23 protein-coding genes are annotated in these 26,756 nt (G+C 69.1%); 11 read left to right on the top strand and 12 right to left on the bottom strand.

What is annotated here, in order from left to right; all coding sequences use genetic code 11:
- Nucleotides 1-87: 87 nt before the first annotated feature.
- The 4 genes from cydD to hisC all read right to left on the bottom strand — a co-directional run bounded on the left by cydD (nucleotide 88) and on the right by hisC (nucleotide 7,781).
- A complete protein-coding gene (gene cydD / locus ACZ5K7_RS17235) occupies nucleotides 88-3,786 on the bottom strand; it encodes a thiol reductant ABC exporter subunit CydD (RefSeq protein WP_468914314.1) in 3,699 nt (1,232 codons plus the stop codon).
- Nucleotides 3,787-3,899: 113 nt separating this feature from the next.
- A complete protein-coding gene (gene cydB, locus ACZ5K7_RS17230; RefSeq protein WP_351695767.1) occupies nucleotides 3,900-4,907 on the bottom strand; it encodes a cytochrome d ubiquinol oxidase subunit II in 1,008 nt (335 codons plus the stop codon).
- Between the two features lie 18 nt (nucleotides 4,908-4,925).
- A complete protein-coding gene (locus ACZ5K7_RS17225) occupies nucleotides 4,926-6,434 on the bottom strand; it encodes a cytochrome ubiquinol oxidase subunit I (RefSeq protein WP_468914312.1) in 1,509 nt (502 codons plus the stop codon).
- A gap of 267 nt (nucleotides 6,435-6,701) precedes the next feature.
- The gene (gene hisC, locus ACZ5K7_RS17220) at nucleotides 6,702-7,781 is read right to left on the bottom strand and encodes a histidinol-phosphate transaminase (RefSeq protein WP_468914311.1); all 1,080 of its coding nucleotides are present in this window, start codon (nucleotides 7,779-7,781) and stop codon (nucleotides 6,702-6,704) included.
- 437 nt (nucleotides 7,782-8,218) lie between these two features.
- Between hisC and ACZ5K7_RS17215 the strand changes: the two genes are divergently transcribed.
- The 3 genes from ACZ5K7_RS17215 (at nucleotide 8,219) to ACZ5K7_RS17205 (ending at nucleotide 11,755) form a co-directional block, all read left to right on the top strand.
- On the top strand, nucleotides 8,219-9,331 hold the full coding sequence (locus ACZ5K7_RS17215; protein WP_351695773.1) for a LacI family DNA-binding transcriptional regulator: 1,113 nt from the start codon (nucleotides 8,219-8,221) through the stop codon (nucleotides 9,329-9,331).
- Nucleotides 9,332-9,616: 285 nt separating this feature from the next.
- Nucleotides 9,617-10,705, top strand: coding sequence for a metallophosphoesterase (locus ACZ5K7_RS17210; RefSeq protein WP_351695775.1), 1,089 nt, complete (start codon nucleotides 9,617-9,619; stop codon nucleotides 10,703-10,705).
- 180 nt (nucleotides 10,706-10,885) lie between these two features.
- Entirely contained in the window at nucleotides 10,886-11,755 is an 870-nt protein-coding gene (locus ACZ5K7_RS17205; protein ID WP_351695777.1) for a hypothetical protein, read from the top strand.
- A 107-nt stretch (nucleotides 11,756-11,862) separates the two neighbouring features.
- Here ACZ5K7_RS17205 and ACZ5K7_RS17200 read toward each other — a convergent pair whose 3' ends face one another.
- Nucleotides 11,863-12,843 carry a LysR family transcriptional regulator gene (locus ACZ5K7_RS17200; RefSeq protein WP_468914308.1) on the bottom strand — a complete coding sequence of 327 codons (981 nt, stop codon included), beginning with the start codon at nucleotides 12,841-12,843 and terminating at the stop codon, nucleotides 11,863-11,865.
- 201 nt (nucleotides 12,844-13,044) lie between these two features.
- Between ACZ5K7_RS17200 and ACZ5K7_RS17195 the strand changes: the two genes are divergently transcribed.
- Nucleotides 13,045-13,431: a VOC family protein gene (locus ACZ5K7_RS17195; protein ID WP_468914506.1), complete on the top strand. Its 387-nt coding sequence runs from the start codon at nucleotides 13,045-13,047 to the stop codon at nucleotides 13,429-13,431.
- Between the two features lie 60 nt (nucleotides 13,432-13,491).
- Here ACZ5K7_RS17195 and thiC read toward each other — a convergent pair whose 3' ends face one another.
- Nucleotides 13,492-15,312, bottom strand: coding sequence for a phosphomethylpyrimidine synthase ThiC (gene thiC / locus ACZ5K7_RS17190; RefSeq protein WP_468914306.1), 1,821 nt, complete (start codon nucleotides 15,310-15,312; stop codon nucleotides 13,492-13,494).
- A gap of 241 nt (nucleotides 15,313-15,553) precedes the next feature.
- Here thiC and ACZ5K7_RS17185 point away from each other — a divergent pair, with 241 nt between their 5' ends.
- Nucleotides 15,554-17,080 carry a YibE/F family protein gene (locus tag ACZ5K7_RS17185; RefSeq protein ID WP_468914304.1) on the top strand — a complete coding sequence of 509 codons (1,527 nt, stop codon included), beginning with the start codon at nucleotides 15,554-15,556 and terminating at the stop codon, nucleotides 17,078-17,080.
- 189 nt (nucleotides 17,081-17,269) lie between these two features.
- Here ACZ5K7_RS17185 and ACZ5K7_RS17180 read toward each other — a convergent pair whose 3' ends face one another.
- The 4 genes from ACZ5K7_RS17180 to ACZ5K7_RS17165 form a co-directional block, all read right to left on the bottom strand.
- Nucleotides 17,270-17,707 carry an SsgA family sporulation/cell division regulator gene (locus tag ACZ5K7_RS17180; RefSeq protein WP_468914302.1) on the bottom strand — a complete coding sequence of 146 codons (438 nt, stop codon included), beginning with the start codon at nucleotides 17,705-17,707 and terminating at the stop codon, nucleotides 17,270-17,272.
- Nucleotides 17,708-17,806: 99 nt separating this feature from the next.
- Nucleotides 17,807-18,592 carry an IclR family transcriptional regulator gene (locus ACZ5K7_RS17175; protein ID WP_351696267.1) on the bottom strand — a complete coding sequence of 262 codons (786 nt, stop codon included), beginning with the start codon at nucleotides 18,590-18,592 and terminating at the stop codon, nucleotides 17,807-17,809.
- Nucleotides 18,593-18,803: 211 nt separating this feature from the next.
- A complete protein-coding gene (locus ACZ5K7_RS17170; RefSeq protein WP_351695787.1) occupies nucleotides 18,804-19,016 on the bottom strand; it encodes a DUF5326 family protein in 213 nt (70 codons plus the stop codon).
- Nucleotides 19,017-19,185: 169 nt separating this feature from the next.
- Nucleotides 19,186-19,503: a cupin domain-containing protein gene (locus tag ACZ5K7_RS17165; RefSeq protein ID WP_351695789.1), complete on the bottom strand. Its 318-nt coding sequence runs from the start codon at nucleotides 19,501-19,503 to the stop codon at nucleotides 19,186-19,188.
- A 60-nt stretch (nucleotides 19,504-19,563) separates the two neighbouring features.
- On the opposite strand from ACZ5K7_RS17165, the gene ACZ5K7_RS17160 reads away from it, so the two are divergent.
- The 5 genes from ACZ5K7_RS17160 to ACZ5K7_RS17140 all read left to right on the top strand — a co-directional run bounded on the left by ACZ5K7_RS17160 (nucleotide 19,564) and on the right by ACZ5K7_RS17140 (nucleotide 23,290).
- Nucleotides 19,564-19,941 (top strand): phage holin family protein, encoded by a 378-nt coding sequence (locus ACZ5K7_RS17160; protein ID WP_351695791.1) that lies wholly within the window; start codon nucleotides 19,564-19,566, stop codon nucleotides 19,939-19,941.
- Between the two features lie 7 nt (nucleotides 19,942-19,948).
- Nucleotides 19,949-20,440 (top strand): low molecular weight protein-tyrosine-phosphatase, encoded by a 492-nt coding sequence (locus tag ACZ5K7_RS17155; protein WP_468914300.1) that lies wholly within the window; start codon nucleotides 19,949-19,951, stop codon nucleotides 20,438-20,440.
- Nucleotides 20,437-21,585: a cystathionine gamma-lyase gene (locus ACZ5K7_RS17150; protein ID WP_468914298.1), complete on the top strand. Its 1,149-nt coding sequence runs from the start codon at nucleotides 20,437-20,439 to the stop codon at nucleotides 21,583-21,585. The genes ACZ5K7_RS17155 and ACZ5K7_RS17150 overlap by 4 nt, the downstream gene beginning before the upstream one ends.
- Before the next feature lie 230 nt (nucleotides 21,586-21,815).
- Complete coding sequence (locus ACZ5K7_RS17145; RefSeq protein WP_468914297.1) at nucleotides 21,816-22,721, top strand: LysR family transcriptional regulator; 906 nt, start codon at nucleotides 21,816-21,818, stop codon at nucleotides 22,719-22,721.
- 86 nt (nucleotides 22,722-22,807) lie between these two features.
- Nucleotides 22,808-23,290 (top strand): NUDIX hydrolase, encoded by a 483-nt coding sequence (locus ACZ5K7_RS17140; protein ID WP_351695799.1) that lies wholly within the window; start codon nucleotides 22,808-22,810, stop codon nucleotides 23,288-23,290.
- Between the two features lie 4 nt (nucleotides 23,291-23,294).
- On the opposite strand, the gene ACZ5K7_RS17135 is transcribed toward ACZ5K7_RS17140, so the two are convergent.
- Nucleotides 23,295-24,773: a globin domain-containing protein gene (locus tag ACZ5K7_RS17135; protein ID WP_450971825.1), complete on the bottom strand. Its 1,479-nt coding sequence runs from the start codon at nucleotides 24,771-24,773 to the stop codon at nucleotides 23,295-23,297.
- Between the two features lie 283 nt (nucleotides 24,774-25,056).
- Complete coding sequence (locus ACZ5K7_RS17130) at nucleotides 25,057-25,689, bottom strand: HAD family hydrolase (RefSeq protein WP_351695803.1); 633 nt, start codon at nucleotides 25,687-25,689, stop codon at nucleotides 25,057-25,059.
- A gap of 195 nt (nucleotides 25,690-25,884) precedes the next feature.
- Here ACZ5K7_RS17130 and ACZ5K7_RS17125 point away from each other — a divergent pair, with 195 nt between their 5' ends.
- The gene (locus ACZ5K7_RS17125; protein WP_351695805.1) at nucleotides 25,885-26,751 is read left to right on the top strand and encodes a GNAT family N-acetyltransferase; all 867 of its coding nucleotides are present in this window, start codon (nucleotides 25,885-25,887) and stop codon (nucleotides 26,749-26,751) included.
- Nucleotides 26,752-26,756 lie beyond the last annotated feature (5 nt).

Raw genomic sequence — 26,756 nt, 5'->3', positions numbered from 1 at the left:
GCCGGCCGTCGGGCAGCGTCACCGCGGCCACGACGACGACCTCGATCCGGGAGGCACCGGCGTGCCCCCCGGACGCTCCACTCAGCTCTAAGGCGCGCCCACCAGGCCCTCAGGTGCGTTCGCCGTCGGCGACTCCGTCGCCGCCTCCCGCTCCGCCATCCCCCGCAACGGCCCGGCCACGGCGACCAGCTCCGCGTAGGGTCCGCGCTGCACCACCCGGCCCGCGTCGAGCACGATCACCTCGTCCACGGCCTCCAGGCCCGCCAGCCGGTGGGTGATGAGCACGGTCGTACGGCCCTCGGTGGCGGCCAGCAGATCCGCCGTGAGCGCGTCCGCCGTGAGCAGGTCGAGATGCTCGGCTGGCTCGTCCAGGACGAGCACCGGGAAGTCCGCGAGCAGCGCCCGGGCGAGCGCCAGCCGCTGCCGCTGGCCGCCGGACAGCCGGGCCCCGTGCTCGCCGACCAGGGTGTCGACCCCGTGGGGCAGCCCGTCCACCCAGTCCAGCAGCCGGGCCCGGCCCAGCGCGTCCCGCAGGTCCTCCTCAGTGGCGTCCTTGCGGGCGAGCAGCAGGTTCTCGCGTACGGAACTGTCGAAGAGGTGCGCGTCCTGGGCGCACAGCCCGACGAGCCGGCGTACGTCGTCGCTGTCCATGCCGTAGGCGTCCACGCCGGCCAGCGTGTAGGAGCCCGCTTCCGGGTCGAGGAACCGCAGCAGGACCTGCGCGAGGGTCGTCTTGCCGGAACCGGAGGGACCGACCACGGCGATCCGGTGCCCCTCGTGGAGGGTGAGGTCGAGCCCGGCGAGCGCGTCCCGACGCTGGCCCTCGTGGCGTGCGGACAGGCCCTTGAGTACGACGGGGAAGGGTGCGGCGGGTACCTGTCGCGGCCGCTCGGGCTCCCGTACGGGCTCGGGCGCGTCCAGCACCTCGTAGATGCGCTCGGCGCTCTTGCGCACCCGTTGCCGGTGCCGCACGGCGAGCGGGAGCCCCAGTACGGCCTCGAAGGCGGCCAGCGGCGTGAGCACGACGACCGCCATCGCCACCCCGCTCAGTCGGCCGTCGGCGACCCCCTGGGCGCCCAGCAGCGCCGTGGCGGCGACGGTCAGGCCGGTCAGCAGAGCGGTCAGTCCGTCACCGAGCGCGGTGGCGGCGGCGGCCCGCGAGGCGATCCGGGTGAGCGTGCCGTCGGCCTGACGGGCATCGCCGGTACGGGCGGGCAGCGCGCCGGCGACGGTCAGTTCGGCGGTTCCGGTGAGCAGGTCGGTCACCCGGGTCGCGAGCAAACCCCGGGCGGGTGCCAGGCGCTGCTCGGCGCGTCGGGCCACGGCGGAGGTCAGCAGCGGAACACCGACGCCGGCCGCCAGCAGGCCCACGGCCAGAGCGGCGCCCGCCTCGGGCAGCAGCCAGGCCGTGAATCCCACGGCCCCGGCGGACACGGCCACCGCGACCCCGGCGGGCAGCAGCCACCGAAGCCAGTAGTCCTGCAGGGTGTCCACGTCGGCGACGAGCCGGCTGAGCAGGTCCCCGCGCCGGGTCGCCCGAAGCCCGGCAGGTGCGAGCCGTTCAAGGCGCCGGTACACGGCAACCCGGGTGTCGGCCAGCATCCGCAGCACGGCGTCGTGCGACACCAGCCGCTCGCTGTACCGGAACACGGCCCGCCCGATCCCGAAGGCCCGCGTAGCCGTCACGGCGACCATCAGATACAGCACCGGCGGCTGCTGCGAGGCCCGCGAGATCAACCACCCGGAGGTCGCCATCAACCCCACGGCGCTGCCGAGCGCGAGAGCCCCCAGCAGAAGAGCGAGCACCAACCGCCCCCGCCGAGCCCCAGAAGCCGCACGAACCCGCCCCAGAACACCCCGTCGAGCCCCAGCCACCGACTTCCCCGAGCCCCCCGCAGACAGACCGGCCCGCCCCACCCAGCCACTACTCCCAGACAGACCAAGCCCCTCCACCGAGCCACTTCCCGACCCACCAGGCACTTCGCTCTGCCCGAGCAAGTCCGCCGACCCGCCTTCCAGCCGACCGAGCACCTCCGCCGACCCGCCTTCCAGCCGACCGAGCTGCTCGATCGCCTCGCCCTCCCATCGACCGAGTCGGGTGGTGGGTGGGCGAAGGGGTTGGGGGTCCAGGGGGCGGAGCCCCCTGGGGGCCTCGCTGCCGGAGAGCCGCACCACCCGGTCCGCCACCGAGAGCAGCGCCGGCCGGTGCACCACCAGCAACACCGTCCGCCCCGCGGCAAGCCGCCGTACCGCCGCCACAACCTCCGCCTCGGTCGCCCCGTCCAGCGCAGCCGTCGGCTCATCCAGCAACAGCACAGGCCGGTCCGCAAGGAACGCCCGCGCCAGCGCCAGCCGCTGCCGCTGCCCGGCGGACAATCCGGCCCCGTCCTCACCGAGCACGGTCCCGGCGCCCTCCGCCAACGCGTCCACGAACTCCAGCGCCCCCGCGTCCCGCAACGCCCGCCGTACCGCCTCGTCGTCCGCGTCGGGACGTGCGAGCCGTACGTTCTCGGCGATCGTCCCGGCGTACAGATGCGGCCGCTGCGGCACCCACGCGATCCGCGACCGCCACTCCTCCAGGTCCACCGCTCCGAGCTCGGCTCCCCCGATCCGCACCCGGCCGGCCACCGGCCGCACGAACCCCAGCAGCACGTTCAGCAGAGTCGACTTGCCCACGCCACTCGGGCCGACCAGTGCGACGGTCTCGCCGGGTTCCACGGTGAACGACACATCGGTCACCGCGTCCGCCGAACGATCCGGGTAGCGGACCGTCACTCCTTCGAAGGCCAGGGCAGCATCGGAGGGGACCTCCCCCGCACCGGACACCGGCACCGGCGTCTCCAGCACCGCGAAGATCTCCTCCGCCGCCGCGAGCCCCTCCGCCGCCGCGTGGAACTGGGCACCCACCTGCCGCAGCGGGAGGTACGCCTCGGGCGCCAGCACCAGGATGACCAGCCCGATGTACAGGTCCATGTCCCCGTGCACCAGCCGCATACCGATGGTCACGGCGACCAGCGCCACCGACAGCGTGGCAAGCAGTTCCAGCGCGAAGGAGGAGAGAAAGGCGATCCGCAGGGTCCGCATGGTCGCCTGCCGGTACTCGCCGGTGATCCGGCGGATGGACTCGGCCTGCGCCTTGGCCCGCCCGAACACCTTCAGCGTGGGCAGCCCGGCGACCACGTCCAGGAAGTGGCCGGACAGCCGGGACAGCAACCGCCACTGACGGTCCGTACGGGACTGGGTGGCCCAGCCGATCAGCACCATGAAGAGCGGAATGAGCGGCAGGGTGCCGACGATGATCGCCGCGGACACCCAGTCCTCGGTGACGATCCGGGCGAGCACCGCGACCGGTACGACCACCGCCAGCCCCAACTGGGGCAGATAGCGGGAGAAGTAGTCGTCGAGGGCGTCAACGCCGCGCGTGGCGAGGGTGACCAGCGACCCGGTCCGCTGACCGCTCAGCCAGCCGGGACCGAGCGCCACCGCCCGGTCGAGAAGCCGCCCCCGCAGTTCGGACTTGACGGCCGCGCTCGCCCGGTGCGCGGCCAGTTCGGTCAGCCAGGAGACCAGCGCCCGTCCGAGTGCGACGGCCGCCAACAACAGCAGGGGAGTGCGGAGTTCGGATACCGAGTGGCCGTGCTGGAACGCGCCGACCACCACTTCGGCGATGAGCATCGCCTGGGCGATGACCAGTCCGGCCCCGACCGCACCGAGGCCGACGACCGCGATCAGGAAGAGGCGAGTGGCTCGGGCGTAGCGCAGCAGACGCGGATCGATTGGTTTCACGTGAAACATGCCCTTCGGTCCGTAGTGGGTGTTTCACGTGAAACACCCACTCCTTGGACTCATGCGGACTCAGTGCAGGGTCGATGCAGGGTTGGCGCCGACTCGAGGCCGACTCAGTGCGCGGCTTCGGCTGCGATGTGCTGCGTACCGATCCGCTTGCGGAACACCCAGTACGTCCACCCCTGGTAGAGCATGACGAGCGGTGTGGCGATCGCCGCGAGCCAGGTCATGATCTTCAGGGTGTAGGGGCTCGACGAGGCATTGGAGACCGTGAGGCTCCAGTCCGGGTTGAGCGACGACGGCATGACGTTCGGGAAGAGCGACAGGAAGAGCATCGCCACGGCGGCCACGATGGTGATGCCGGACAGGGCGAACGCCCATCCCTCACGGCCCCGCAGGTTGGCCCCGAGCGCGGCGACCAGGGCGGCGACCGCCACCACCAGTGCCACCAGGCTCTTGCCGTCTCCACTGTCGACCTGCGTCCACAGCAGGAAGGCCAGCGCCAGCACGGCGGCCAGCAGACCGACCTTGGTCGCCAGCTTCCGCGCCCGTACCCGGATGTCACCCACCGTCTTGAGCGCGGTGAACACCGCCCCGTGGAAGGTGAACAGCGTCAGCGTCACGAGTCCGCCGAGCAGGGCGTGCGGGTTGAGCAGGTCCCAGACGCTGCCGACGTACTCGAAGTTCCGGTCGATCTTCACGCCCCGCACGATGTTCCCGAAGGCCACGCCCCACAGGAACGCCGGGATCAGCGAGGTCCAGAAGATCGCGGTCTCCCAGTTGCGCTGCCAGTTCTCCTCGGGCCGCTTCGCCCGGTACTCGAAGGCGACACCCCGGACGATCAGACAGACCAGGATGACCAGCAGGGGCAGATAGAAGCCGGAGAAGAGCGTGGCGTACCACTCGGGGAAGGCGGCGAAGGTCGCACCGCCCGCGGTGAGCAGCCACACCTCGTTGCCGTCCCAGACCGGGCCGATCGTGTTGATCAGCACCCGCTTCTCCGGCCGGTCACGGGCGAGCAGCTTGGTGAGGATGCCGACCCCGAAGTCGAAGCCCTCCAGGAAGAAGTAGCCGGTCCACAGGACGGCGATCAGGACGAACCAGACGTCGTGAAGTTCCATGACTGCGTCTCCCTCGGCCTAGTACGAGAAGGCCATCGGCTTGTCGGCGTCACGGGCCTCGCCGCCGATCTTCGTGGGCGGGTTGAGGTCGTCCTCGGTGAGCTCGGGCGGGCCGGCCTTGATGTACTTCACGAGCAGCTTGACCTCGATGACGGCGAGGACGGCGTACAGCGCGGTGAAGGTGATCATCGAGATGAGGATCTCGGCCGGGGAGACACCGGGGGAGACGGCGTCACGGGTCTGCAGGACGCCGTAGACGACCCATGGCTGACGGCCCATCTCGGTGAAGATCCAGCCCCAGGAGTTGGCGATCAGCGGGAAGCCCAGCGTCCAGATCGCCACCAGCCAGTACAGCCTGCCGAGTTTCGGGCTGAGGGCCTTGGTCTTGAAGAGGACCAGATGCGGCACCTCGTCCTCACCGACCCGCAGATGCTGCGGCAGCATGAACTTCTTACGGGTCAGCCAGAGTCCGACCAGGCCGATGGCGAAGGACGCCATGCCAAAGCCGATCATCCAGCGGAACGCCCAGAAGGTGACGGGGATGATCGGGCGGTAGTCGCCCGGACCGTACTTCTGCTGCTCGGCCTTGTTGGTGTCGTTGATGCCGGGGACGTACGAGTTGAAGTCGTCGTCGGCCAGGAACGACAGCAGGCCGGGGACGGACAGTTCGACGGTGTTGTGGCCCTTGCTGACGTCGCCGTAGGCGAAGATCGAGAAGGGCGCCGGCTTCTGGCCGTCCCACAGGGCCTCGGCGGCGGCCATCTTCATCGGCTGCTGCTTGAACATGACCTTGCCGAGGGTGTCACCGCTGATCGCGGTGAGCATGCCGGCGATGACGACGGTGACCAGACCAAGCCGCAGCGAGGTCTTCATCACGGTGATGTGCTTCTTGCGGAACAGGTGGAAGGCGGCGATGCCGACCATGAACGCGCCGCCGGTCAGGAAGGACGCGGACAGCGTGTGGAAGGCCTGGGCCAGCGCGGTGTTCTGGGTCAGGACGGCCCAGAAGTCGGTCAGCTCGGCCCGCCCCTTCGCCTTGTCGATCTTGTAGCCGACGGGGTGCTGCATCCACGAGTTGGCCGCGAGGATGAAGTAGGCGGACAGGATCGTGCCGATGGAGACCATCCAGATGCAGGCCAGATGGATCTTCTTGGGCAGCTTGTCCCAGCCGAAGATCCACAGCCCGATGAAGGTGGACTCGAAGAAGAACGCGATCAGCGCCTCGAAGGCGAGCGGGGCACCGAAGATGTCACCGACGAACCGCGAGTAGTCCGACCAGTTCATGCCGAACTGGAACTCCTGCACGATGCCGGTGACCACACCCATCGCGATGTTGATCAGGAAGAGCTTGCCCCAGAACTTGGTCGCCCTGAGGTACTTCTCCTTCTCCGTGCGCACCCATGCGGTCTGCAGTCCGGCCGTGAGGGCGGCAAGCGAGATCGTCAGCGGGACGAACAGGAAGTGGTAGACGGTGGTGATGCCGAACTGCCAACGCGCCAATGTCTCCGGCGCCAGGGCCAGGTCCACGTCGTCGGTCTCCTTACGTCGCCGTAGTGCAGCGGCAATTTGCCCCTTTTGCCGCAGACATCGCGGAGCAAACGGGACACGCTTGTGAATGCATTCACATTCACAAGCTATTATGACGTACCGATTTTCGACGCGGGCAAGGGGGTCCTGTCTTCTCCGTCACGTCGCCCCACGGCCCCCCGGTTTCACGTGAAACCCATACACGACGGGGCCGCCTCGACGGCGGCCCCGTGGGTGCAACTGGCCTGCTGCCGGAGCTCCTTGCGGCTAGAGCTCCTTGCGGAAGTTCTCCGCCGCCTTCAGGAAGATGTCGTTCGCCTCGGTCTCCCCGATCGTCACCCGGACACCCTCGCCCGGGAACGGCCGGATGACCGCGCCGTGCTCCTCACAGAGCTGCGCGAAGGCCGTCGTACGCTCCCCCAGCCGCAGCCACACGAAGTTGGCCTGGGTCTCCGGAACCGTCCAGCCCTGGGCGCGCAGTGTCGCGACCACGCGCTGCCGCTCGCACACCAGCGAGCCGACCCGGCCGAGCAGTTCGTCCTCGGCCCGCAGCGAGGCGATCGCCGCCTCCTGGGCGAGCTGGCTCACGCCGAACGGCACCGCCGTCTTGCGCAGCGCCGCCGCCACCGGCTCATGGGCGATCGCGAAGCCGACGCGCAGTCCTGCGAGGCCGTACGCCTTGGAGAAGGTCCTCAGCACACAGACGTTCGGTCGCTCGCGGTAGATCTCGACGCCGTCGGGTACCTCGGGGTCGCGGATGAACTCCCGGTAGGCCTCGTCGAGCACCACCAGCACATCACCGGGGACCCGGTCCAGGAACCGCTCCAGCTCGGCCCGCTTCACGACCGTGCCGGTCGGGTTGTTGGGGTTGCAGACGAAGATCAGGCGGGTGCGGTCGGTGATCGCGTCCGCCATCGCGTCCAGGTCGTGCACCTCGCCGGCCGTGAGCGGCACCTGGACCGAGCGGGCACCGCTGATCTGCGTGACGATCGGGTACGCCTCGAAGGACCGCCAGGCGTAGATCACCTCGTCGCCGGGGCCGCTGGTGGCCTGGATCAGCTGCTGGGCGACGCCGACCGAGCCGGTGCCGGTGGCCAGATGGCCGAGCGGGACGCCGAAGCGGTCCGACAGCTCGTTCATCAGTGCCGTGCACGCCATGTCCGGGTAACGGTTGAAGGAGGCAGCGGCCGCGGTCACGGACTCCATCACGCCGGGCAGCGGGGGGTACGGGTTCTCGTTGGAGGAGAGCTTGTAGGCGACCGGGCCGTCGGCCGCGGCAGGCTTGCCCGGCTTGTAGGTAGGGATACCCTCCAGCTCGGCGCGCAGCTTGGGGCTCGTCTCGCTCACCGCAGTCCTCCTCGCGACCACCGGCGGACCGTCCGCACCGCCGGCATCCAATACTGCACACCTTATGAGGATTCGGGTCCGCTGCGTACAGCAGCGGAGCGAGCCCATAGGCGGGGGCCTGACCTCATCCGTCCCACCGGCATCACGGGCATCACCGCACGAAGGCGCACTTTTCGGGGGCGCGCCCTACATATATCTACGCGCCGGTGGCTCACGCCGTGGCGCGCATCACCCGTGAAGGTGAGTTGAGACCTCTTCGAGACATCGGGCACTTGGCAGGCCCATGCGTGCCGACAAGTCACGTCTCCCCATTGGATCGTTCAACTGACTTTCTTTCTAAGGTAGTTGACCCCGTTTGACCTTGCAGAAACGTGCCTGTCAACGCGTGCATATGCGTCCGCACTACCCCACCGCATGAGCCCTACTATCGGCTCGCCATGACAGCAGCAGGGAAGCACCAGGTGAGCCGCGCGGAAACCTCTCGGCGAGGCAGCCGGCCGGGCCGGGCGGGCATCAGAGACGTGGCCGCCGCCGCCGGAGTCTCCATCACGACCGTCTCCGACGCCCTGAACGGCAAGGGGCGACTCCCGGATGCCACCCGGCGCCACGTCCGCGAGGTCGCCGACCGGCTGGGGTACCGCCCCTCGGCCGCCGCCCGCACCCTCCGTACCGGCAAGTCGGGACTCATCGGCCTGACCGTGACGACGTACGGGGATGAACCTTTCACCTTCACCGAGTTCGCGTACTTCGCCGAGATGGCACGGGCCGCCACCTCCGCCGCGCTCGCCCGCGGCTACGCCCTGGTGATCTTGCCCGCGACCTCACGCCACGACGTGTGGTCGAACGTCGCCCTGGACGGCACGGTCGTCATCGACCCCTCCGACCAGGACCCGGTGGTCAGTGAGCTGGTCCGGCAGGGGCTGCCGGTGGTCTCCGACGGCCGCCCGGCCGGCTCGCTCCCGGTCACCGCCTGGGTGGACAACGACCACGAGGCCGCCGTGCTCGGCATCCTCGACCATCTCGCCGAGGCCGGCGCCCGCCGGATCGGCCTCCTCACCGGCACCACGACGGACACGTACACCCATCTGTCCACCACCGCCTACCTGCGCTGGTGCGAACGCGTGGGCCAGGACCCGGTCTACGAGGCCTACCCGGCGCACGACCCCTGTGCGGGCGCCGTCGCCGCCGACCGGCTGCTGGCCCGCCCGGACCGCCCTGACGCCGTCTACGGCCTCTTCGACCCCAACGGCACCGACCTGCTCGCCGCCGCCCGCCGCTACGGACTGCGCGTCCCCGACGACCTGCTGCTGGTGTGCTGCAGCGAGTCGACCGTGTACGCCAACACCGAGCCGCCCGTCACCACGCTCTCCCTGAAGCCACGCCGTATCGGTACCGCGGTCGTGCAGCTGCTCATCGACGCGATCGAGGGAGTGGAGTCGGACCAGCCGGTCGAGCAGGTGATACCGACCGAACTGATCGTGCGTACCTCCTCCCAGCGACGCCCGCAGCGCACCACGGTCAGCCCGCCTCGGGCACCGGAGGAGGAGTAGCACGGACGGCCCGTACGCACCCACGGCCGATCCGTACGCACACGGAGGCGGCCGACGCGCCTGCCGGGCGTCGTCAAGTGACGGCCGGCAGGCGAACGGCGGGTGGTCGAACCCCTGCCGAACCGGGGCGAAAGCCGCACTGAACTGGAGTCCTGCTCCGATTCACCACCCCTGGGTCATCACACGGCGCGACGAGCGTTCCTATGATGGGCGCACGACACCGCGGGCCGCTGCGACCAGGCAGTCCGAAGCGGTGCAGATGCGGCGCGATGGTGGAGGGGTCTGATGACTCAGGGGGCCGGTCAGGGACCCGAAGCGGAACGGACGGCGGCGTTGCGCGACTTCCGGGTGCCCGCGTACGTCAACGAGACCGGTCCGTACGTCCAGAGCACCCACCCCGGCGATGTCGCCCCGGCGCTCGACGAGCCGTACCCCGACGGATATCCCGAGGGGTACACGCCCACCCAGCGCGACCTGCCCGTCATCCAACGCGGCGACACGCTCCAGATGCCCGTCGACCCGGCCGCCGCCCCGGCCGCTCAGCTCGCGGCAGGTCCCGGCCCGCTGTACGTCGTCGGGGACGTGCACGGCTACTTCGACGAGCTGATCGACGCGCTGCGGGAGCAGGGGCTGATCGACGCGGACGGGCAGTGGTGCGCGGGCACGGCCCGGCTGTGGTTCCTCGGCGACTTCACCGACCGGGGTCCGGACGGCATCGGCGTCATCGACCTGGTGATGCGGCTGTCCGCCGAGGCGGCCGCGGCCGGCGGCTACTGCAAGGCCCTCATGGGCAACCACGAGCTGCTGCTGCTCGGCGCCAAGCGGTTCGGCGACACCCCCGTCAACTCCGGCGCGGGCACCGCCACCTTCCAGGCGGCCTGGCTGCTCAACGGCGGCCAGAAGACCGACATGGACCGGCTCCAGGACCACCACCTCCAGTGGATGGCCCGTCTGGACGCGGTCGAGGAGGTCGACGGCTATCTGCTCGTCCACTCCGACACCACCGCCTACCTCGACTACGGCGACTCGATCGAGGCGGTCAACGACACGGTCCGCGAGACCATCACGCGCAACGACGCGGACGAGGTCTGGGATCTGTTCCGTAAGTTCACCAAGCGGTTCTCCTTCCGCGACGAAGGGGGTGCAGACGCCGTCCGTTCCCTTCTCGATACGTACGGCGGTACCCGCATCGTTCACGGGCACAGCCCGATTCCCTATCTTCTGGGCGATGTCGGCTCCGAGGACGGCGAAGAGAACACCGGCCCCGTCGTGGAAGGACCGCACGTCTACGCGGACGGGCTCGCAATCGCCATGGACGGCGGAGTGACCATGGCCGGAAAGCTGCTGGTCAGGCAACTTCCGCTGGACGTCTGAGCGTTCGGCACGCTGTTCTGTACCCCGATGTCACACGCGGGCCACCCCCAATTTCCGGCAACCCCCTGTCACCGTGTGCCTTAACGGCTCTACCATCGGTTTATCCGTAGCAGGCTCCCCTCCGTTTCTGCCCGACGGCTCGCCGGCGTGCGAGCCCCAAGCCCTACGGAGCATCGGGGGATGCACATGAACAGCGTTCCGCAGCACCTGCACAGCGAGGACCGCCAGGAATACGAGCGGATCCTCGATGAGGCGCTGCGCTCCGCCCCTTTCCGTCCCGAACTGGCCGGTACCGGCCAGCATTTGAACACCGAACAGCTGCGCACCATGGCGCTCAACGCCACCGCACTGATAGCGGCGGCCGCGGCGGCCGAGTACCAGCATTATGTGAAGGTCCGCGAGGAACTGCGCAATCCGGCGCGGTCCACCCCGGCCACCGTCCATGAGGCCGACTCGGCGGAGTCGGCCACGGGCGGTGCGATGGGGCTCGCCACCACCCTCGGCGAGGCCGCCGAGACCACGGGGGCCGGCGGCTTCGCCCTCGCCCTGGTCCTGGCGCCCGTGCTCGCCGGTACCGCCGCCGCGATCTTCCTGCTCGTCGGCTACGTCCTGAAGATGCTGGACCCGGCCCCGGCGTTCGCCCAGACCATGCTCACCGCGGGCTGGGTCTTCGGCGTCGTGACCGCGGCCGCCATCCTCATGGCCGGCGCGGGGCTGCTGCTCACCGCACTGCGCAACAGTCCCTCGCTGGAGGCCGGAGCCTACGGCGAACCCGGTGGGGAGGTGGCCAAGGCCAGGGACGCCTGGCGGGACGCCCTGCTGGAGCGCGGCATCCTGCCCTTCCTGCGGGAAGCGCTGGCCACCGAACCCGGCACGGCCGGACTGCGCCGTACGACCCCGTCGGGCCCGGGGGGCCGGATGCCGCGTCTCGGCTACGACCGTCCTGGTTTCAGCACCGACGACGGCACCGCACCCGCCTCCCGGCCGAGCTTCACGAGCCCGGACTACACCAGCCCGGACTTCGGAGGCCCGGAACACCAGCCGGAATAACCCGGCTTGCGCCCCCGCCCGGGGGCGCAGGCCGGACACCCGGTCCACGGGACGGAGGCGCGAAGCCGACCGGCAGAGCGCTCGCCGAGTTTCTCGCGTGTTCGGCGTCAGTCGGCGGTCGGCGGATACACCCGGTTGCCCGCGGCCGCGGGCTCCTTGGACTTCTGCGCCATCCCCTTCTCGATCAACACCGGAGCGGTAGGCGACGGCCCGACGGCATCGGCCGCCGCCCTGACAAACGCACGCACCCGCTCTGTCGTGTTCCCTGCCTGCCAGACCAGTCCACGCTCGATCGGCCGCGCATCACGAAGGGGCACATACGCGATATCGGGTCGGGGGTAGTACTGCCGGGAATGCTCTCCGACCGGGAGGACCCCTCTGCCCATCGCGACCAGGGTGAGCATCTCGGAGAACGACCCGCCGACGGGACCCTTCGGAACCGGCTTTCCCGACGGTGTGCGGTCCGGTGTTCGGTCCCTCTTGAAGGCCGCAGAGGTCACGTCCGGATACTGCACCACGGGGTATTGAGCCATTGCTTCGACCGACACCGACCGCTCACCGGCCAACGGATGCCCGGCCGCCACGGCGAGCACCCGCTCCTCCCTCAGCAGCACCGGCCCGCGGGCCATCCCGTCGAACGGGTAGGAGGCGAGGAGGATGTCGATCGAGCCGTCCAGCAGACTCGCCCGGGAGTTGGACAGTTGCACCTCTCGTACGTCGACCCGGCAGTCGGGATGACGTGCGGTGAACAGGCCGACGGCTCTGAGCAGTGCCGGCGCCGTCCACTCTCCGAGGAAGGCCACCCGCAGTTCCCCTGTGACGCCACGACCGGCGTCGGCCGCTCTGCGTAGTGCCTCCTCCATGGCGGCGACCAGGGGCCGCAGGTCATCGGCCAACTGCCGCCCGATCGGGGTGAGCCGGACGGTACGGCTGTTGCGTTCGAACAGCAGGCCTCCGACACGGCGTTCCAGCTTCTTGACCACCTGGCTCACCCGCCCGGTGGTGATCCCCAACACCTCGGCGGTGTGGCCGAAGTGCAGTTCCTCGGCGAGTGTCAGGAAGATCTCGGTCTCCAGCCGCTCCAGCATGATCCCCCCTGCGTTTAATCCTGCTCAACGGTCGTACTTCGATCATGCCTTGATGGCTCGCACCCCACGGTCGATCGTGGAAGGCATCCCCATCCGGTCGCCCATGAGACCGGATCCGCACCCTGAGGAAGCCTCATGAACGCCACTGCCACCACCACCTCCCCGACCCCGCGGCAGCGCTCCGGAGACGAAGTGCCCCCTGTGCGCGTCAAGGCGTTCGACCACTTGGTCCTCAACGTCGAAGACATCGAACGGTCGCTGGACTTCTACGCCGGACTCCTGGGCCTGGAACCGGTCCGTCTCGCGGAATGGCGAGCCGGAAAAGTCCCCTTCCCGTCGGTCAGAGTCACTCCGGAGACCATCATCGACCTGGTCGTCCGCTGCCGGGGCGAGTCCAACGTCGACCACATCTGTCTCACCGTGGAGCCGGTGGACTGGGACGAGGTCATCGGGTCGGAGGCGTTCACCGTCGTCGAGGGACCCGTGGAGCGCTTCGGCGCGCGCGGCACCGCGACATCGGTCTACGTCCGGGACCCGGACGGCAACACGGTCGAGCTGCGCTGGTACCCGCAGGACGCCGCAGGGTGACCGGCCCGAGGGGCCGGTCCGAGGGGTCCGACACCCCGGACCAGCACCTCGGCGGGGAGCTCAGTCCGCCAGCGGCAGGTACACCCGGTTCCCGCTGGCCGCGAACTCCTTCGACTTCTGGAGCATCCCCTCCGCTACCTCCTCGGCAGACGCCCCCTCGGCCGCCCCGGCACCGAACCGCTCCGTGATGCTGTGGCTGATCTTCATCGAGCAGAACTTCGGCCCGCACATGGAGCAGAAATGGGCCGTCTTCGCCGGCTCCGCCGGAAGCGTCTCGTCGTGGAACTCACGGGCCGTGTCCGGGTCCAGGGCGAGGTTGAACTGGTCCTCCCACCGGAACTCGAAGCGGGCGTCGGACAGCGCGTCGTCCCAGTCCTGCGCGCCCGGGTGGCCCTTGGCCAGGTCGGCCGCGTGGGCGGCGATCTTGTAGGTGATCACGCCGGTCTTGACGTCGTCGCGGTTGGGCAGGCCGAGGTGCTCCTTGGGCGTGACGTAGCACAGCATCGCCGTGCCCCACCAGGCGATCATCGCGGCACCGATGCCGGAGGTGATGTGGTCGTACGCCGGTGCGACGTCCGTGGTCAGCGGGCCGAGCGTATAGAACGGAGCTTCATCGCAGATCTCCTGCTGAAGGTCGATGTTCTCCTTGATCTTGTGCATCGGGACATGGCCCGGGCCCTCGATCATCGTCTGTACATGGAAACGCCTGGCGATCCGGTTGAGTTCCCCGAGCGTGCGCAACTCCGCGAACTGGGCCTCGTCGTTGGCGTCCGCGATGGAGCCGGGGCGCAGGCCGTCGCCCAGCGAGTACGTGACGTCGTAGGCGGCGAGGATCTCGCAGAGTTCCTCGAAGTTCTCGTACAGAAACGATTCCTTGTGGTGCGCGAGGCACCAGGCCGCCATGATCGAGCCGCCGCGCGAGACGATGCCGGTCTTGCGGTTGGCGGTGAGCGGCACATACGGCAGGCGCACGCCCGCGTGGACGGTCATGTAGTCCACGCCCTGCTCGGCCTGTTCGATGACCGTGTCCTTGTAGATCTCCCAGGTCAGCTCCTCGGCCCTGCCGTCGACCTTCTCCAGGGCCTGGTAGAGCGGAACCGTGCCGATGGGGACGGGGGAGTTGCGCAGCACCCACTCGCGGGTGGTGTGGATGTTGCGTCCGGTGGAGAGGTCCATGACCGTGTCGGCACCCCAGCGGGTTGCCCAGGTCATCTTCTCCACCTCCTCCTCGATGGAGGAAGTCACCGCGGAGTTGCCGATGTTGGCGTTGACCTTCACCAGGAACCGTTTGCCGATGATCATCGGCTCGATCTCCGGGTGGTTGACGTTGGCCGGCAGCACGGCCCGTCCCGCCGCGATCTCCTCACGGACGATCTCGGGGGAGACGTTCTCCCGGATGGCGACGTACTCCATCTCCGGAGTGACCTCACCCCGGCGCGCGTACGCCAGCTGTGTGACCGCCTCGCCGTCCCGGCTGCGGCGCGGCTGGCGCGGGCGGCCCGGGAAGACCGCGTCCAGGTTGCGCAGTCCGCCACGCGGCGAGGTGTGCTTGATCCCGTCGTCCTCGGGACGGACGGGGCGGCCCGCATACTCGGCGGTGTCACCGCGGGCGATGATCCAGTTCTCCCGCAGCGGCGACAGGCCCCTGCGGACGTCGGTCTCGACGAGCGGATTGGTGTACGGGCCGGAGGTGTCGTAGAGCGTGACCGACTGCCCGTTGGTGAGATGCACCTGACGGACCGGCACCCGAAGGTCGGGGCGCGAACCCTCGACATACCCCTTGTGCCAGCCGATGAACTCCCCTGCTTCTTGGGGTGTTTCGCCCGCAATGGGCTGTTCGTCCTGACTGAAGGCAGGCGTGCGTACGTCCTTGTTGGCCATGAGACCTACTCCCTACGCCGGCATTACCCGGTAACAGGTTCGGCGGTCGACGCAGCGGCTTCCGTCGGGCGGCGTTTCATGTGAAACATCACTCGTTCCACGTGAAACATCGCGAATACGGAGGTCAGCGCCCTCTCAGCCCGGTGCTCCGAGCTCCCGCGTGTGCAAAGGTGCCTCCACGCTAGCGTCAATTCGGGCGCGGTGAACAGAGGGCCCCTGTCGTTCTTGCGATGATCGGGCGGTGACCACGACACAGCAGCACCCCTGTCCGCCCCCCGACCCAAGGCGCGGCAACGGCGCCGCACAGGGCGGCGGAACCGGCCACGGGGGCCACGGTGCCGGTGACGGACACGACCACGGGCAGGGCCACCAGTACGACCAGGGGCACGCCCACAGTCACGACGACGGTCATACTCTCGGCCACCCGCCCGGCCAGGGACGCGGCCAGGGCGGCTCGGGGGCAGGCGGCGGGCACGGTCACTCGCACAGCCACAGCCACGGCCCCGCCGCCCCGGTCTCCAAGCATCTGCGCAAGGTCATCGCGGCGATCCTCATCCCCTTCACCGCCGCGGTCGTCGTCGGCCTGGTGGTGCTGTGGCCCGGCGGCGCCCCGTCGCACGAACGCACCGGCGTCGGCTTCGACCGGCAGACCCAGGCCGCCACGGTCACCAAGGTCGTCTCGGTCAGCTGCAAGTCGGTCAACGCTTCAGGGGACAGCTCGACCGGCGACACCTCCACCTCGGAGGGCAGCTCCGCGAAGCAGGAGGAGGACGGCACCTGCAAGAAGGCCACGGTCCGGGTGGACACCGGCAAGGACAAGGGCCGTACGTTCACCGAGATCGTGCAGCCCGATCAGTCCCGTCAGCTGGACGAGGGCGAGAAGGTCGTGGTCGCCTACGAGCCCTCGGCGCCCAAGGACCTGCAGTACTCGGTCACCGACGTGAACCGGAAGTTCCCGATGGCGCTGCTGGCCGGGATCTTCGCACTCGCCGTCGTCGTGGTGGGCCGGCTGCGCGGTGTGATGGCGCTGGTCGCGCTGGCCGTCAGCTTCATGGTGCTGACCCTGTTCATCCTGCCGGCGATCCTGCAGGGCTCGAATCCGCTGCTGGTGGCGGTGGTCGGGTCGAGCGCCATCATGCTGATCGCCCTGTACATGTGCCACGGCCTGTCGGCCCGAACCTCGGTGGCGGTGCTCGGCACGCTGGTCTCGCTGTGCCTGATCGGCGTCCTCGGCTCGGAGTTCATCGACTGGGCCGCGCTCACCGGCAACACCGACGACAACACCGGCCTGATTCACGGCCTGTACCCGTCGATCGACATGAGCGGTCTGCTGCTGGCCGGCGTCATCATCGGTTCGCTGGGTGTCCTGGACGATGTGACGGTGACCCAGACATCGGCCGTCTGGGAGCTGCACGAGGCCAATCCGACGATGGGCTGGCGCGGGCTGTACCGGGCGGGCATCCGCATCGGCCGCGACCACATCGCCTCCGTCGTCAACACTCTCGTCCTGGCCTACGCGGGCGCCGCGCTGCCGCTGCTGCTGCTCTTCTCGATCGCGCAGAGCAGCGTGGCGACGGTCGCCAACAGTGAGCTGGTGGCAGAGGAGATCGTGCGCACGCTGGTCGGCTCGATCGGCCTGGTCGCCTCGGTCCCGGTCACCACGCTGCTCGCGGCACTGGTGGTCTCGGCCGACCGGCAGAGCAAGGAGGCGGTCGCGTCCGCGGAGGCCCCGGCGCGGGGTGGGCGAGGGCGTCGCCGGAAGCGGTGAACGTGCGGTGAGGGGGACGGGCGGCGAAGAAGACGGTCCGCACGCGGAGAAGCGCTTCGGCACCCGCCCGGGGGGGCACAGGGCCTCGCCCACGAAACACGCAGGGCGCCCGCCCAGGGACACGCAGAAGCGTTCCTGCGCGTCCTCACGCGGTTCGGCGGAGCGGCTCGCTCCCCGTGTCGTATCGCTTCAGCCCGCGCTCTGTTCCTCGGCCAGGATGCGGTCCAGAGCCTCGTCCAGATGAGTGTCGAAGTCGGCGAGTGCACCTTCCTGGCCCAGCGGCACCAGCTTGTCGGTACGGTCGAGAAAGGCCACCAGCGGTGGTGCCGAAGACCGGAACACCGCCTGGTCGCCGCCGACCTGAAGCCTGATCAGGACCTCGCCCAGCACCTCGGAATCGGCGGGCGCGATATGCACATCTCCCTCCCCGCACGGCCGGCCCACCCCGTCGATCAGCAACTCACGGCCGAAGGCCCAGGTCACCGGCGCATCCCCGGGCAGATGGAAGGTGAGCCGCACGGCATACGGATCACAGGTCTCGTAGCGCAACTCCACGGGGATGCGGAAGGAGAGCTCCTCCGAGACGAGAAAGCTCATCAGGACTTCTGCTTGTACGGACTCGCGCATCGCCTACCCCGTCATATGACACCGACTGGCCGGGATTTATCCCTTTGATGGTGGTCAAATCTTGCTGAACGTACACAGCAGATCACAAGGAGTGAGTTTTCAGATACTGATAGCGATCGCCAGCGATCCCAGATGTCGTCCCACCTCCGCCTGCAACTGCCGTGCGGCGGGCAGCAGCCGATCTGCCTGGTGGAGAGGGAGGGAGAAGGCCACCGTGGCCGCCGTGGTGCCGACGGTGATGGGGATCGCCGCGCACACCGTGCCCAGCGCGTATTCCTGGCGCTCCACCAGCGGTGCCATCCGCCGCGTCCGCTCCAGCCGCCGCAGCAGTGCATGGTCGTCACGGACCGTGTACGGGGTCAGGGCCTGCAGGGGATAGCGGTCGAGATGGTCACGGCGGGTGCTCTCGTCCAGTTGGAAGAGCAGACACTGGCCGATGGCATGCGCGTGCGCGGTCTCGCGGAAGTCGGCCCACTCCTCGACCGCCGGGATGCCCGGGGAGTCGGAGACGCACACGACCTCGATCTCGCCGTCCCGGTACATCGCGTAGTAGACCGGCGCACCGATCGAATCCCGCCAGTGAGCGAGGGTGTCGGCTACCGCGCTGCGACGTTTCTGCTGCGCTCCGCTACTGCTCAACCGCTCCGCCGCTTCACCGAGGAAGAACAGGCCCTTGTCGCGCTGCAGATAGCCCTCGTGAACGAGGGTGCGCAGCAGGTGGTAGGCGGTGGGCAACGCGAGGCCGGTCTCGCGGGCCAGTTGTTTGGCGGGGGCGCCGTGTTCGTGTCCGGCGACGCACTCCAGCAGGCGCATCGCACGCTGCACGGAGCCGATCAGGGTGGCCGAGTGCGGCTGTGCGGGGTCCGGGGTGGCCGGCCGCTGCACGGGGGGTGTGCCGGAACGGCGTTGGGTGGGGGGCGGTGGAAGTTCCGTGGGTGCGGAGGGGGCGTCAAGCGTGGCCAAGGGTCACTCCCGGAGCGCGAGGGGGTCAGCGACTCTAACCGTCCGCCACCGCTCCCGGTCGGCCCGTGCGGGAAACTTCCCTCCCCCGAGGGAACCGGTGATTCCTGTTACCGGTCACCGATTCCCACGGTCCTCACCAGTCGCTCTTCGACGAGGAGTTCGACATGAACTTCCGCACGATGTAGATCAGACCGCCGACCAGCGCCACGAAGATCAGCAACTTGAAGAGCAGGTAGGCCAGGAAGCCGACGATGGAGCCGATCAGACCGCCGAACACCACCAGCGCGATGACCGGCACCGCGATCCACTTCACCCACCACGGCAGACCCGTGAAGATCTCTCGCATTGCCCTGCCCTCTGCTTTCCCGTGCGCTTCGGCACGTACGGTCGGTCTCGTGCGTGCCGCACGATGAGATGTCCTGCCCTCGATGCTAGAGCCGCGAGGGGGGCGTACGGGGGCCTCTGATCCCTTGTCCTCCCCTGACCTCTCCCCTAGGGAACCCTGAGGGGAGAGGTCAGGCCTCGGGCGGAGAGAAGACGACCAGAACCCTCAGGTCCTCGCTGATGTGATGGAACTTGTGGGCCACCCCGGCCGGCACGTACACCACGCTGCCGCGCGCCACCTGCGTGGTCTCCAGGCCGACGGTGATCGCCGCGCGGCCGCTGACGACGAAGTAGACCTCGTCCTGGTTGTGCGGCTTCTGCGGGTCCTGCTCGCCCGCGTTCAGGGCGTAGAGGCCGACCGACATGTTCCGTTCCCGCAGAAACTGCAGGTAGGCCCCGTCGTTGGCGGCGCGTTCCGCCTCCAGTTCGTCCAGCCGGAATGCCTTCATCGCCGTTGTTCGCCCTCGCCCCACTGCTCGTATCTGATCTCGTCTGCCACGATCAGACACATGAAGAATTTCGTAGTCAAGACGATCGCCAACGCGGGCGCCCTGGCCGTCGCCGTGTGGCTGCTCGACAAGATCACCCTGACCGGTGACAGCACCACCAAGAAGGTCTGGACACTGATCCTGGTCGCCCTGGTCTTCGGCCTGGTGAACTTCCTGGTCAAGCCGATCGTGAAGATCCTGACCTTCCCGCTGTTCATCCTCACGCTCGGCCTGATCACCCTGGTGGTCAACGCGCTGATGCTGCTGCTCACGTCGTGGGTGTGCGACAAGCTCGACCTGAGTTTCCACGTGGAGGGGTTCTGGACGGCCGTCCTCGGCGGTCTGATCATCTCGATCGTGTCCTGGGCCCTGAACATGATCCTTCCTGACTCGGACTGAGCACCCGATGACCTACCGCGTCTGCTTCGTCTGCACCGGCAACATCTGCCGTTCCCCGATGGCCGAATCCGTCTTCCGGGCTCGCATAGCCGAGGCCGGGCTCGACGACCGTGTCGAGGTCGACAGTGCCGGCACCGGCGGCTGGCACGAGGGTGACGGCGCCGACCCGCGCACCGTCCGCGTTCTCCAGGAGCACGGCTACGACGGCGAGCACATCGCCCGCCAGTTCCAGGCGTCCTGGTTCGGCCGCCTCGATCTCGTGATCGCCCTCGACTCCGGCCACCTCAAGTCCTTGCGCCGCCTCGCCCCCACCGAGCAGGACGCACGCAAGGTGCACCTGCTGCGCTCCTACGACCCCGATGCCGCCGACGACCTCGACGTACCGGATCCGTACTACGGCAGTCTGGACGGCTTCGAGGAGTGTCTTGAGATGGTGGAGGCGGCGAGCGAGGGACTGCTCACCGCGGTACGCGACGAAGTGGAGGGTACGACGGCATGAGCGATTCCCACATAGAGTCCGGCCTCGGCTCGGGTGAGGGCACGCGCGCGGTGCGCGCGGGGCTGCCCGAGCCGGTCAAGAACGAACCGACCCTGCCCGGGCCGGTATTCGCCGCACACTTCCATCTGCCGGGCGAGGTCAGCGGACCGTACGCCTACGGCCGTGACGAGAACCCGACCTGGACCCACCTGGAGCGCGCCATCGGCGAGCTGGAGGCGCCCGGTGAGGACGTCGAGACGCTGGTGTTCGCCTCCGGCGTGGCGGCCATCGCGGCGGTGCTCTTCTCGCAGTTGCGCGCCGGGGACGCGGTCGTGCTGCCGTCCGACGGCTACCAGGTGCTGCCCCTGGTCCGCGCCCAACTGGAGGAGTACGGCATCGAGGTGCGCACCGCGCCGACCGCCGGCGACGCCCAGCTCGACGTCCTGGACGGGGCGAAGCTGCTGCTGATCGAGTCGCCGTGCAATCCCGGGCTCGACGTGTGCGACATCCGGCGGCTCGCCGAGGCGGCACACGCGCGTGGCGCCCTCGTCGCCGTCGACAACACGCTTGCCACCCCGCTCGGCCAGCGGCCGCTGGCGCTGGGCGCCGACTTCTCCGTGGCCAGCGGCACCAAGCAGCTCACCGGGCACGGGGACGTCCTGCTGGGGTACGTCGCCGGGCGGGACACGGCGGCCATGGCCGCCGTCCGCCGCTGGCGCAAGATCATCGGTGCGATCTCCGGGCCCATGGAGGCCTGGCTGGCTCATCGCTCCCTGGCCACCCTCCAGTTGCGGGTGGACCGGCAGAACGCCACCGCCCTGGTGCTCGCGGAGGCGCTCCGCGACCGGCCGGAGGTGACCGGGCTGCGCTACCCGGGACTGTCCGACGACCCCGCGCACAAGATCGCCTCACAGCAGATGCGGCGCTACGGCTCGGTGATCTCCTTCACGCTGCCCACGCGCGCGCGTGCCGAGCGTTTTCTGGAGGCCCTGCGGCTGGTCGACGACGCGACGAGTTTCGGCGGGGTGCGCTCCACGGCCGAACGGCGGCGGCGTTGGGGCGGGGACGACGTACCGGAGGGTTTCATTCGGCTGTCGGTCGGGGCCGAGGATGCCGAAGACCTGGTGGCCGATGTGCTCCGCGCGCTCGATGAGTCGGATCGGTGACCGGATTACGGACGCCCTCGCCGACCCGTCTACGCATAACGGACGGTCCGAGCCTCCCCCCTCGTGGCTCGGACCGTCCCGGTTCTCGCGCGCCAAGAACCGCGCGACCAAGGCTAGTTGACTCTGCGTCAGTGTCCAATCACTGTAGGGGCAGAGACCTATCGACTTATTTATAGTTGTGGACTTGCCCCGAGGGCCGGCCTGGGGCGGGGCGAAGGGGAGGGTGAGCGATGGATCTGGCCTTGCTGCGGACCTTCGTGACCGTGCACCGGGCCGGCTCCTTCACCCGCGCCGCCGCCCTGCTCGGGCTCTCGCAGCCGGCCGTGACCTCGCAGATCCGCACGCTGGAAAGACAGCTGGGCCGTCCGCTCTTCCTGCGGCAGGCCCGTGGGGTGACCCCGACGACCATCGGCGACGAACTCGCCCACAAGGCAGCTCCGCACCTCGACGCGCTCGTGGAGATAGCGGAACGCGGTCTCGACGACGACTCCTCGGTACGTACCCTCCATCTCGCCGGTCCGCCCGAGTTTACCGCCGAGCGGGCCCTGCCCGCCCTTTCGGAGCTCGCCGGCGACGACGGCCAGGGCTTCGCGCTGCGCGCCTCGTTCGGCACCGCCGAGGAGACCCTGGACGGGCTGTCCGCCGGACATCACGACCTGGCCATCAGTACGGTCCGGCCACGTGGCGCCCTGCTCACCGCCACCGCCCTCTGCGACGAGGAGCATGTACTGGTCGCCGCTCCCCGCTGGGCCGAGGAGATCGACACCGGGACGGTACGGGACAAGGGCGCGCCCGTCCTGGAGAACCTGCCCGTCGTCGAGGTCCACGAGTCGCTGCCCTTCGTCTCGCGCTACTGGGGCTCCGTCTTCGATGCCCGGCCCGCCGCCTCCGGCACGGTTGTCGTGCCCGATCTGCGTGCCGTCCTCGCCTGCGCTGTCGCGGGGGCCGGCATCGCCGTGCTACCACGCTATCTGTGCATGGCCGCCCTGGACCGGGGTGAGGTCATGGCGCTGCACGAGCCCGCCGTACCCCCGCTGCGGACCTACTTCCTGGTGGTGCGGACCGGCACGCTCGCCATGCCTCATGTGGCGCGGGCACACGAGTGGCTCCATCACGCGGCAGTGGACTGGGGTTGAGCACATCGGGCGGGGTTGACGCGCTGCGGCCGTACGGTGGCGCTTCGCGATGTTTCACGTGGAACCAGCTGGGCCACATTTCTCCCATGACCGTCCGACCCGTGGTCAAGCGCACCGCACGCGCCGTTCTCCTGGACGGAGACGACCTGATTCTGATCAAGCGCACCAAGCCAGGTGTCGATCCCTACTGGGTCACCCCCGGTGGCGGGGTCGAACCGGAGGACACTACTGTCGTCGACGCCCTGCACCGCGAGGTGCACGAGGAACTCGGCGCCAAGATCACCGACGTGGTGCCCTGCTTCGTGGACACCGTGGAGCACATCGGCGACAGCGGCAGCACCACCGGTGTGAAAGTGCAGCACTTCTTCGTCTGCCGGCTGGAGTCCATGGACCCGGCCCTGCGGCACGGCCCCGAAGTCGAGGAGCCCGCCGGCGAGTACGAGATCGTGCGCGTCCCCTTCACCCGTGTCGGGATCGCCTCCGTGCACCTCGTACCGCTCTCCCTGCGGCACTACCTCGACGGCAACATCGAGGGCGTACGGGCCATGCACGCCCCCGACCTCGGCTGACGGATCAGTCGCCGACGACGACCAGTTCCTCGACCGAGTCATGCCGTATGCGGTGTGCCGGGATGCCGACGTCCCGCAGGGCGTGCAGGCCGTTGCGGATCATGCCGGGCGGCCCCGAGAGATAGCCCTCGTACCCGGTCCACGGGCCGTAGGCGCGGATGGCGTCGGGGAGCTGGAGATGCGCCTGCTGGTCAACGACCGCGCGGACCGAAAGCCAGGGATGGCTCTGCTGGAGCCGGAGCAGGGTGTCGATGTCGTACAGGTCGTGGTCGGTGCGGGCGCCGTAGAACACCTCGACCGGGCGGCGTGCGCCGCGTTCGGCGATGTCCTCGACCAGCGCCTTGATGGGGGCGATGCCGGTGCCGCCCCCCAGGCAGAGCAGTCCGTTGTCCTTCGTATGGTCGACGGTCATCGAACCGACGGGCGGACCGAGCCGGATGACGTCACCGGGGCGGGCGCGGTGCACCAGCGCGTTGGAGACCCAGCCCGCCGGAACGGCCTTCACATGGAACGTCAGCAGGCCGTCCGAGCGGGGCGCGGAGGCGAAGGAGTAGTGCCGCCAGACCCGCGGCCACCAGGGTGTCTCCATGCTCGTGTACTGCCCCGCGAGGAAGGGATACGGCTGGTCCGGGCGGACCGTGAGCACCGCGATGTCCGCGGTCCTGAGGTCGTGTGCCACAACCTGCGCATGCCACCAGGGCGGTGCCCGTAGTTCGTCCGCCGACGCCGCGTCGATCATCACCTGGGACATCGTCGTGTACGCCCGCACCCAGGCCGCCTCCGTCTCCGGATCCCAGATGGCCGAGGCGTACTTGCTCAACGCACCGATGAGGCACTCGCCGACCGCCGGGTAGTGCTCCGCGCGGGTGCCGTACTTACGGTGGCCGCGGCCCAGATTCTGGAGGTACTCGACCAGGACGGGCGTGTTGTCGATGTGCTCGGCCGCGGTGAGCAGCGCCTTCAGCAGCCGGTCCCGCTGGGTGTCCATGGCAGCCGGGAACAGCGGACGCAGTTCGGGATGGCGCACGAAGAGCAGTGCGTAGAAGTACGACGTGACCTTGTCGGCTATCGGACCGACCTCGGTCATGGTGCCGCGGATGCGGATCGCGTCCGGGGAGGCGTCCGGACCCGGCTGTGCGCTGCGCTGCGGCGGGACGTGCTGTGGGAGCGCGGGGGACACCGGCTGTCCGGCCGTGGGGGCGAAGGGGCCGGGGACCGCGTGCGACCCGGACGGTGGGGCCTGGGCGGGGTTCTGGAGGCGGGCGGGCTCCTGTGTCGGCGGTATTCGCTCCCGGGCCTCTCCGGACGCGGGGCGGTGGCCCTGAGGCGCCTCCTGCTGCCGGCCCGGCGCCACGACCGGATGCTCGGCGGCAGGCTCGACCGGGGTGTTACTGGGGGACGTGAACCAGCTGCTTCCGCCGGCCCCGTCGTTGCCCGCCGACGTGGTGGTCGGAGCATCCATGGTGTGCCTCGCCTCGAACATCTTTCGGTCGGTCTGCGCACTTCACTCGGAAGGTGCTTGTATTCCCCCGTTGACGGCTAGCTCTTCCCGGCCTGGCCCGTGGCCGACATGGCCACATTGAACCCGGGCCTCCTTCGCGTACGGACAAGTAAGGCGAAAGTGTGACATGGGCCGCAGTCACTCGCGCCGGAGCGTCTCGTCCGGGACGTGAACCGGAGTCGACCCTACCGGCCGTCGCTCCGCACACAAGTCCCCCCTGTCTCCCCCACCAATCCAACAAGGGGCGACCCATAAGGTCCTTCAACTACCTGGCACCACGCGTCAATTCATAGACATCCCATAGATCACGGCCCGTGTAGGAGTACGTCGCGAGACCGGCCAGATGCTCGTCCGCATTGACCGCCACGGACACCGGAACCACGGCGAACAATTCCCTGTCCGACATCGAATCCCCGTACGCGACACAGTCCCCTCGGCCGACCCCGAACTGCTCGCACAGACGGTCAGCGATGGTCACCTTGGCCGCAGGATCAAGGACGCCTGCCGGGTCCACCGGCTCGACGAACGGCACCGCCGGGAAACGCGATCCGAAGGCCGCATGGGCTCCCCACTCCAATAGGCGCTCCACGAAGAACGAGGGTGAGAGCGAGACCACCGCGCAATAGTCACCCGCTTCCCTGATCTCGCCCCAGACGTCCCGGATACGGGCCAGCCAAGGTGCTCCGTTGAATGCCGCGGTCACCTGCGCATCGGTCAACTCGGCCCAGAGGGAGTACACCCGAGCCGCATACTCCGGCGGGGTTATCCGTCCTGCAGAAATCGCCCGATCAAGATCCACCGTCTCGGCTTCCAGGCCGAGTTGCCGGGAGATCTCAACGGGGGCCGAGGTGCCGTGCAGCAATGTGCCGTCGAGATCGAAGAGATGAAGTCTCGCCATGTGTCCCGAGGCTAGCGGGAAGGGGTCACCACTCCCCAGGGGAGGTCTCGGGCAGTGACTGGACGGCGATGTTTCACGTGAAACGTCCCCTGTCTGTCCTGAGGCTGTGCTCAGGGCTACGGCATGGCCAAAAGCGCGTGCGTCTACCTGGAAACAGGTAGACGCCACTGGTGCCGGTCGGACAGCCTGACCTGCGTGCCCACTCCTTCCGTCGCCGCTCTGCCCATTCGCCGACTGACGCCACGCGATCTCCCCGCCTGCGCCGACTTGTCCGAGGATCGGGGGTGGCCGCGTGAGGAACACAAGTGGCGCCTGCTCCTCACTGCCGGGAAGGGGTACGGGATCGACGACCCGGGCGGAGGGCTGGTCGCCGCCTGTGTCATCACGGAGTACGGCCCGGGGGAACGCCGGGATCTCAGCGCGATCGGCATGGTTCTGGTTGCCGAACGGCATGCCCGTCAGGGTGTCGGGCGCCGGCTGATGCGCCACATCGTCTCGGCGATGGGGGCGACTCCCCTGACTCTGTACGCGACGCCGTACGGCCGTCCGCTCTACGAGGAGCTGGGGTTCAAGACCACGGGACACTCCGAGATGCTGACCGGGCCCTTCGCCCCGGGCGGGCCCGAGCCGCGGGTGGCAACACGGGCCGCCGCGGCCGAGGACCTCGGCTCCATCCTGCGGCTGGACGAGGAGGTGTTCGGTACCGACCGCACACCTCTCATCGCCCGCCTGCCCGCGTTCTCGGACCAACTGCGTGTGGCCGTGGACGGCGACCAGATCGTCGGCTACGCGGCCGCCTGGCCGAACATGGACACCCAGGTCGTCGGACCGCTGATCGCCCGGGACACGGAGACGGCGAAGTCCCTCATCGCCTCGCTCGCCGACCGCACCGACCGCCCGCTCCGCACCGACATCGACATCCGGCACGAGGAACTGCTGGCATGGGCGAAGGAACGTGGGCTGGCCTCCGTCGCCATGAACTCCGTCATGACCTACGGCATCACGGAGCTGCCGGGGGACTGGACGCGGCGATTCGCACCGCTGACAGTCGCCGCGGGCTGAGGATT

This window comes from Streptomyces sp. NPDC031497 (assembly GCF_055580905.1).
Note: the sequence above shows the minus strand (reverse complement) of the source record. Positions and strands in the feature narration are given on the sequence as shown.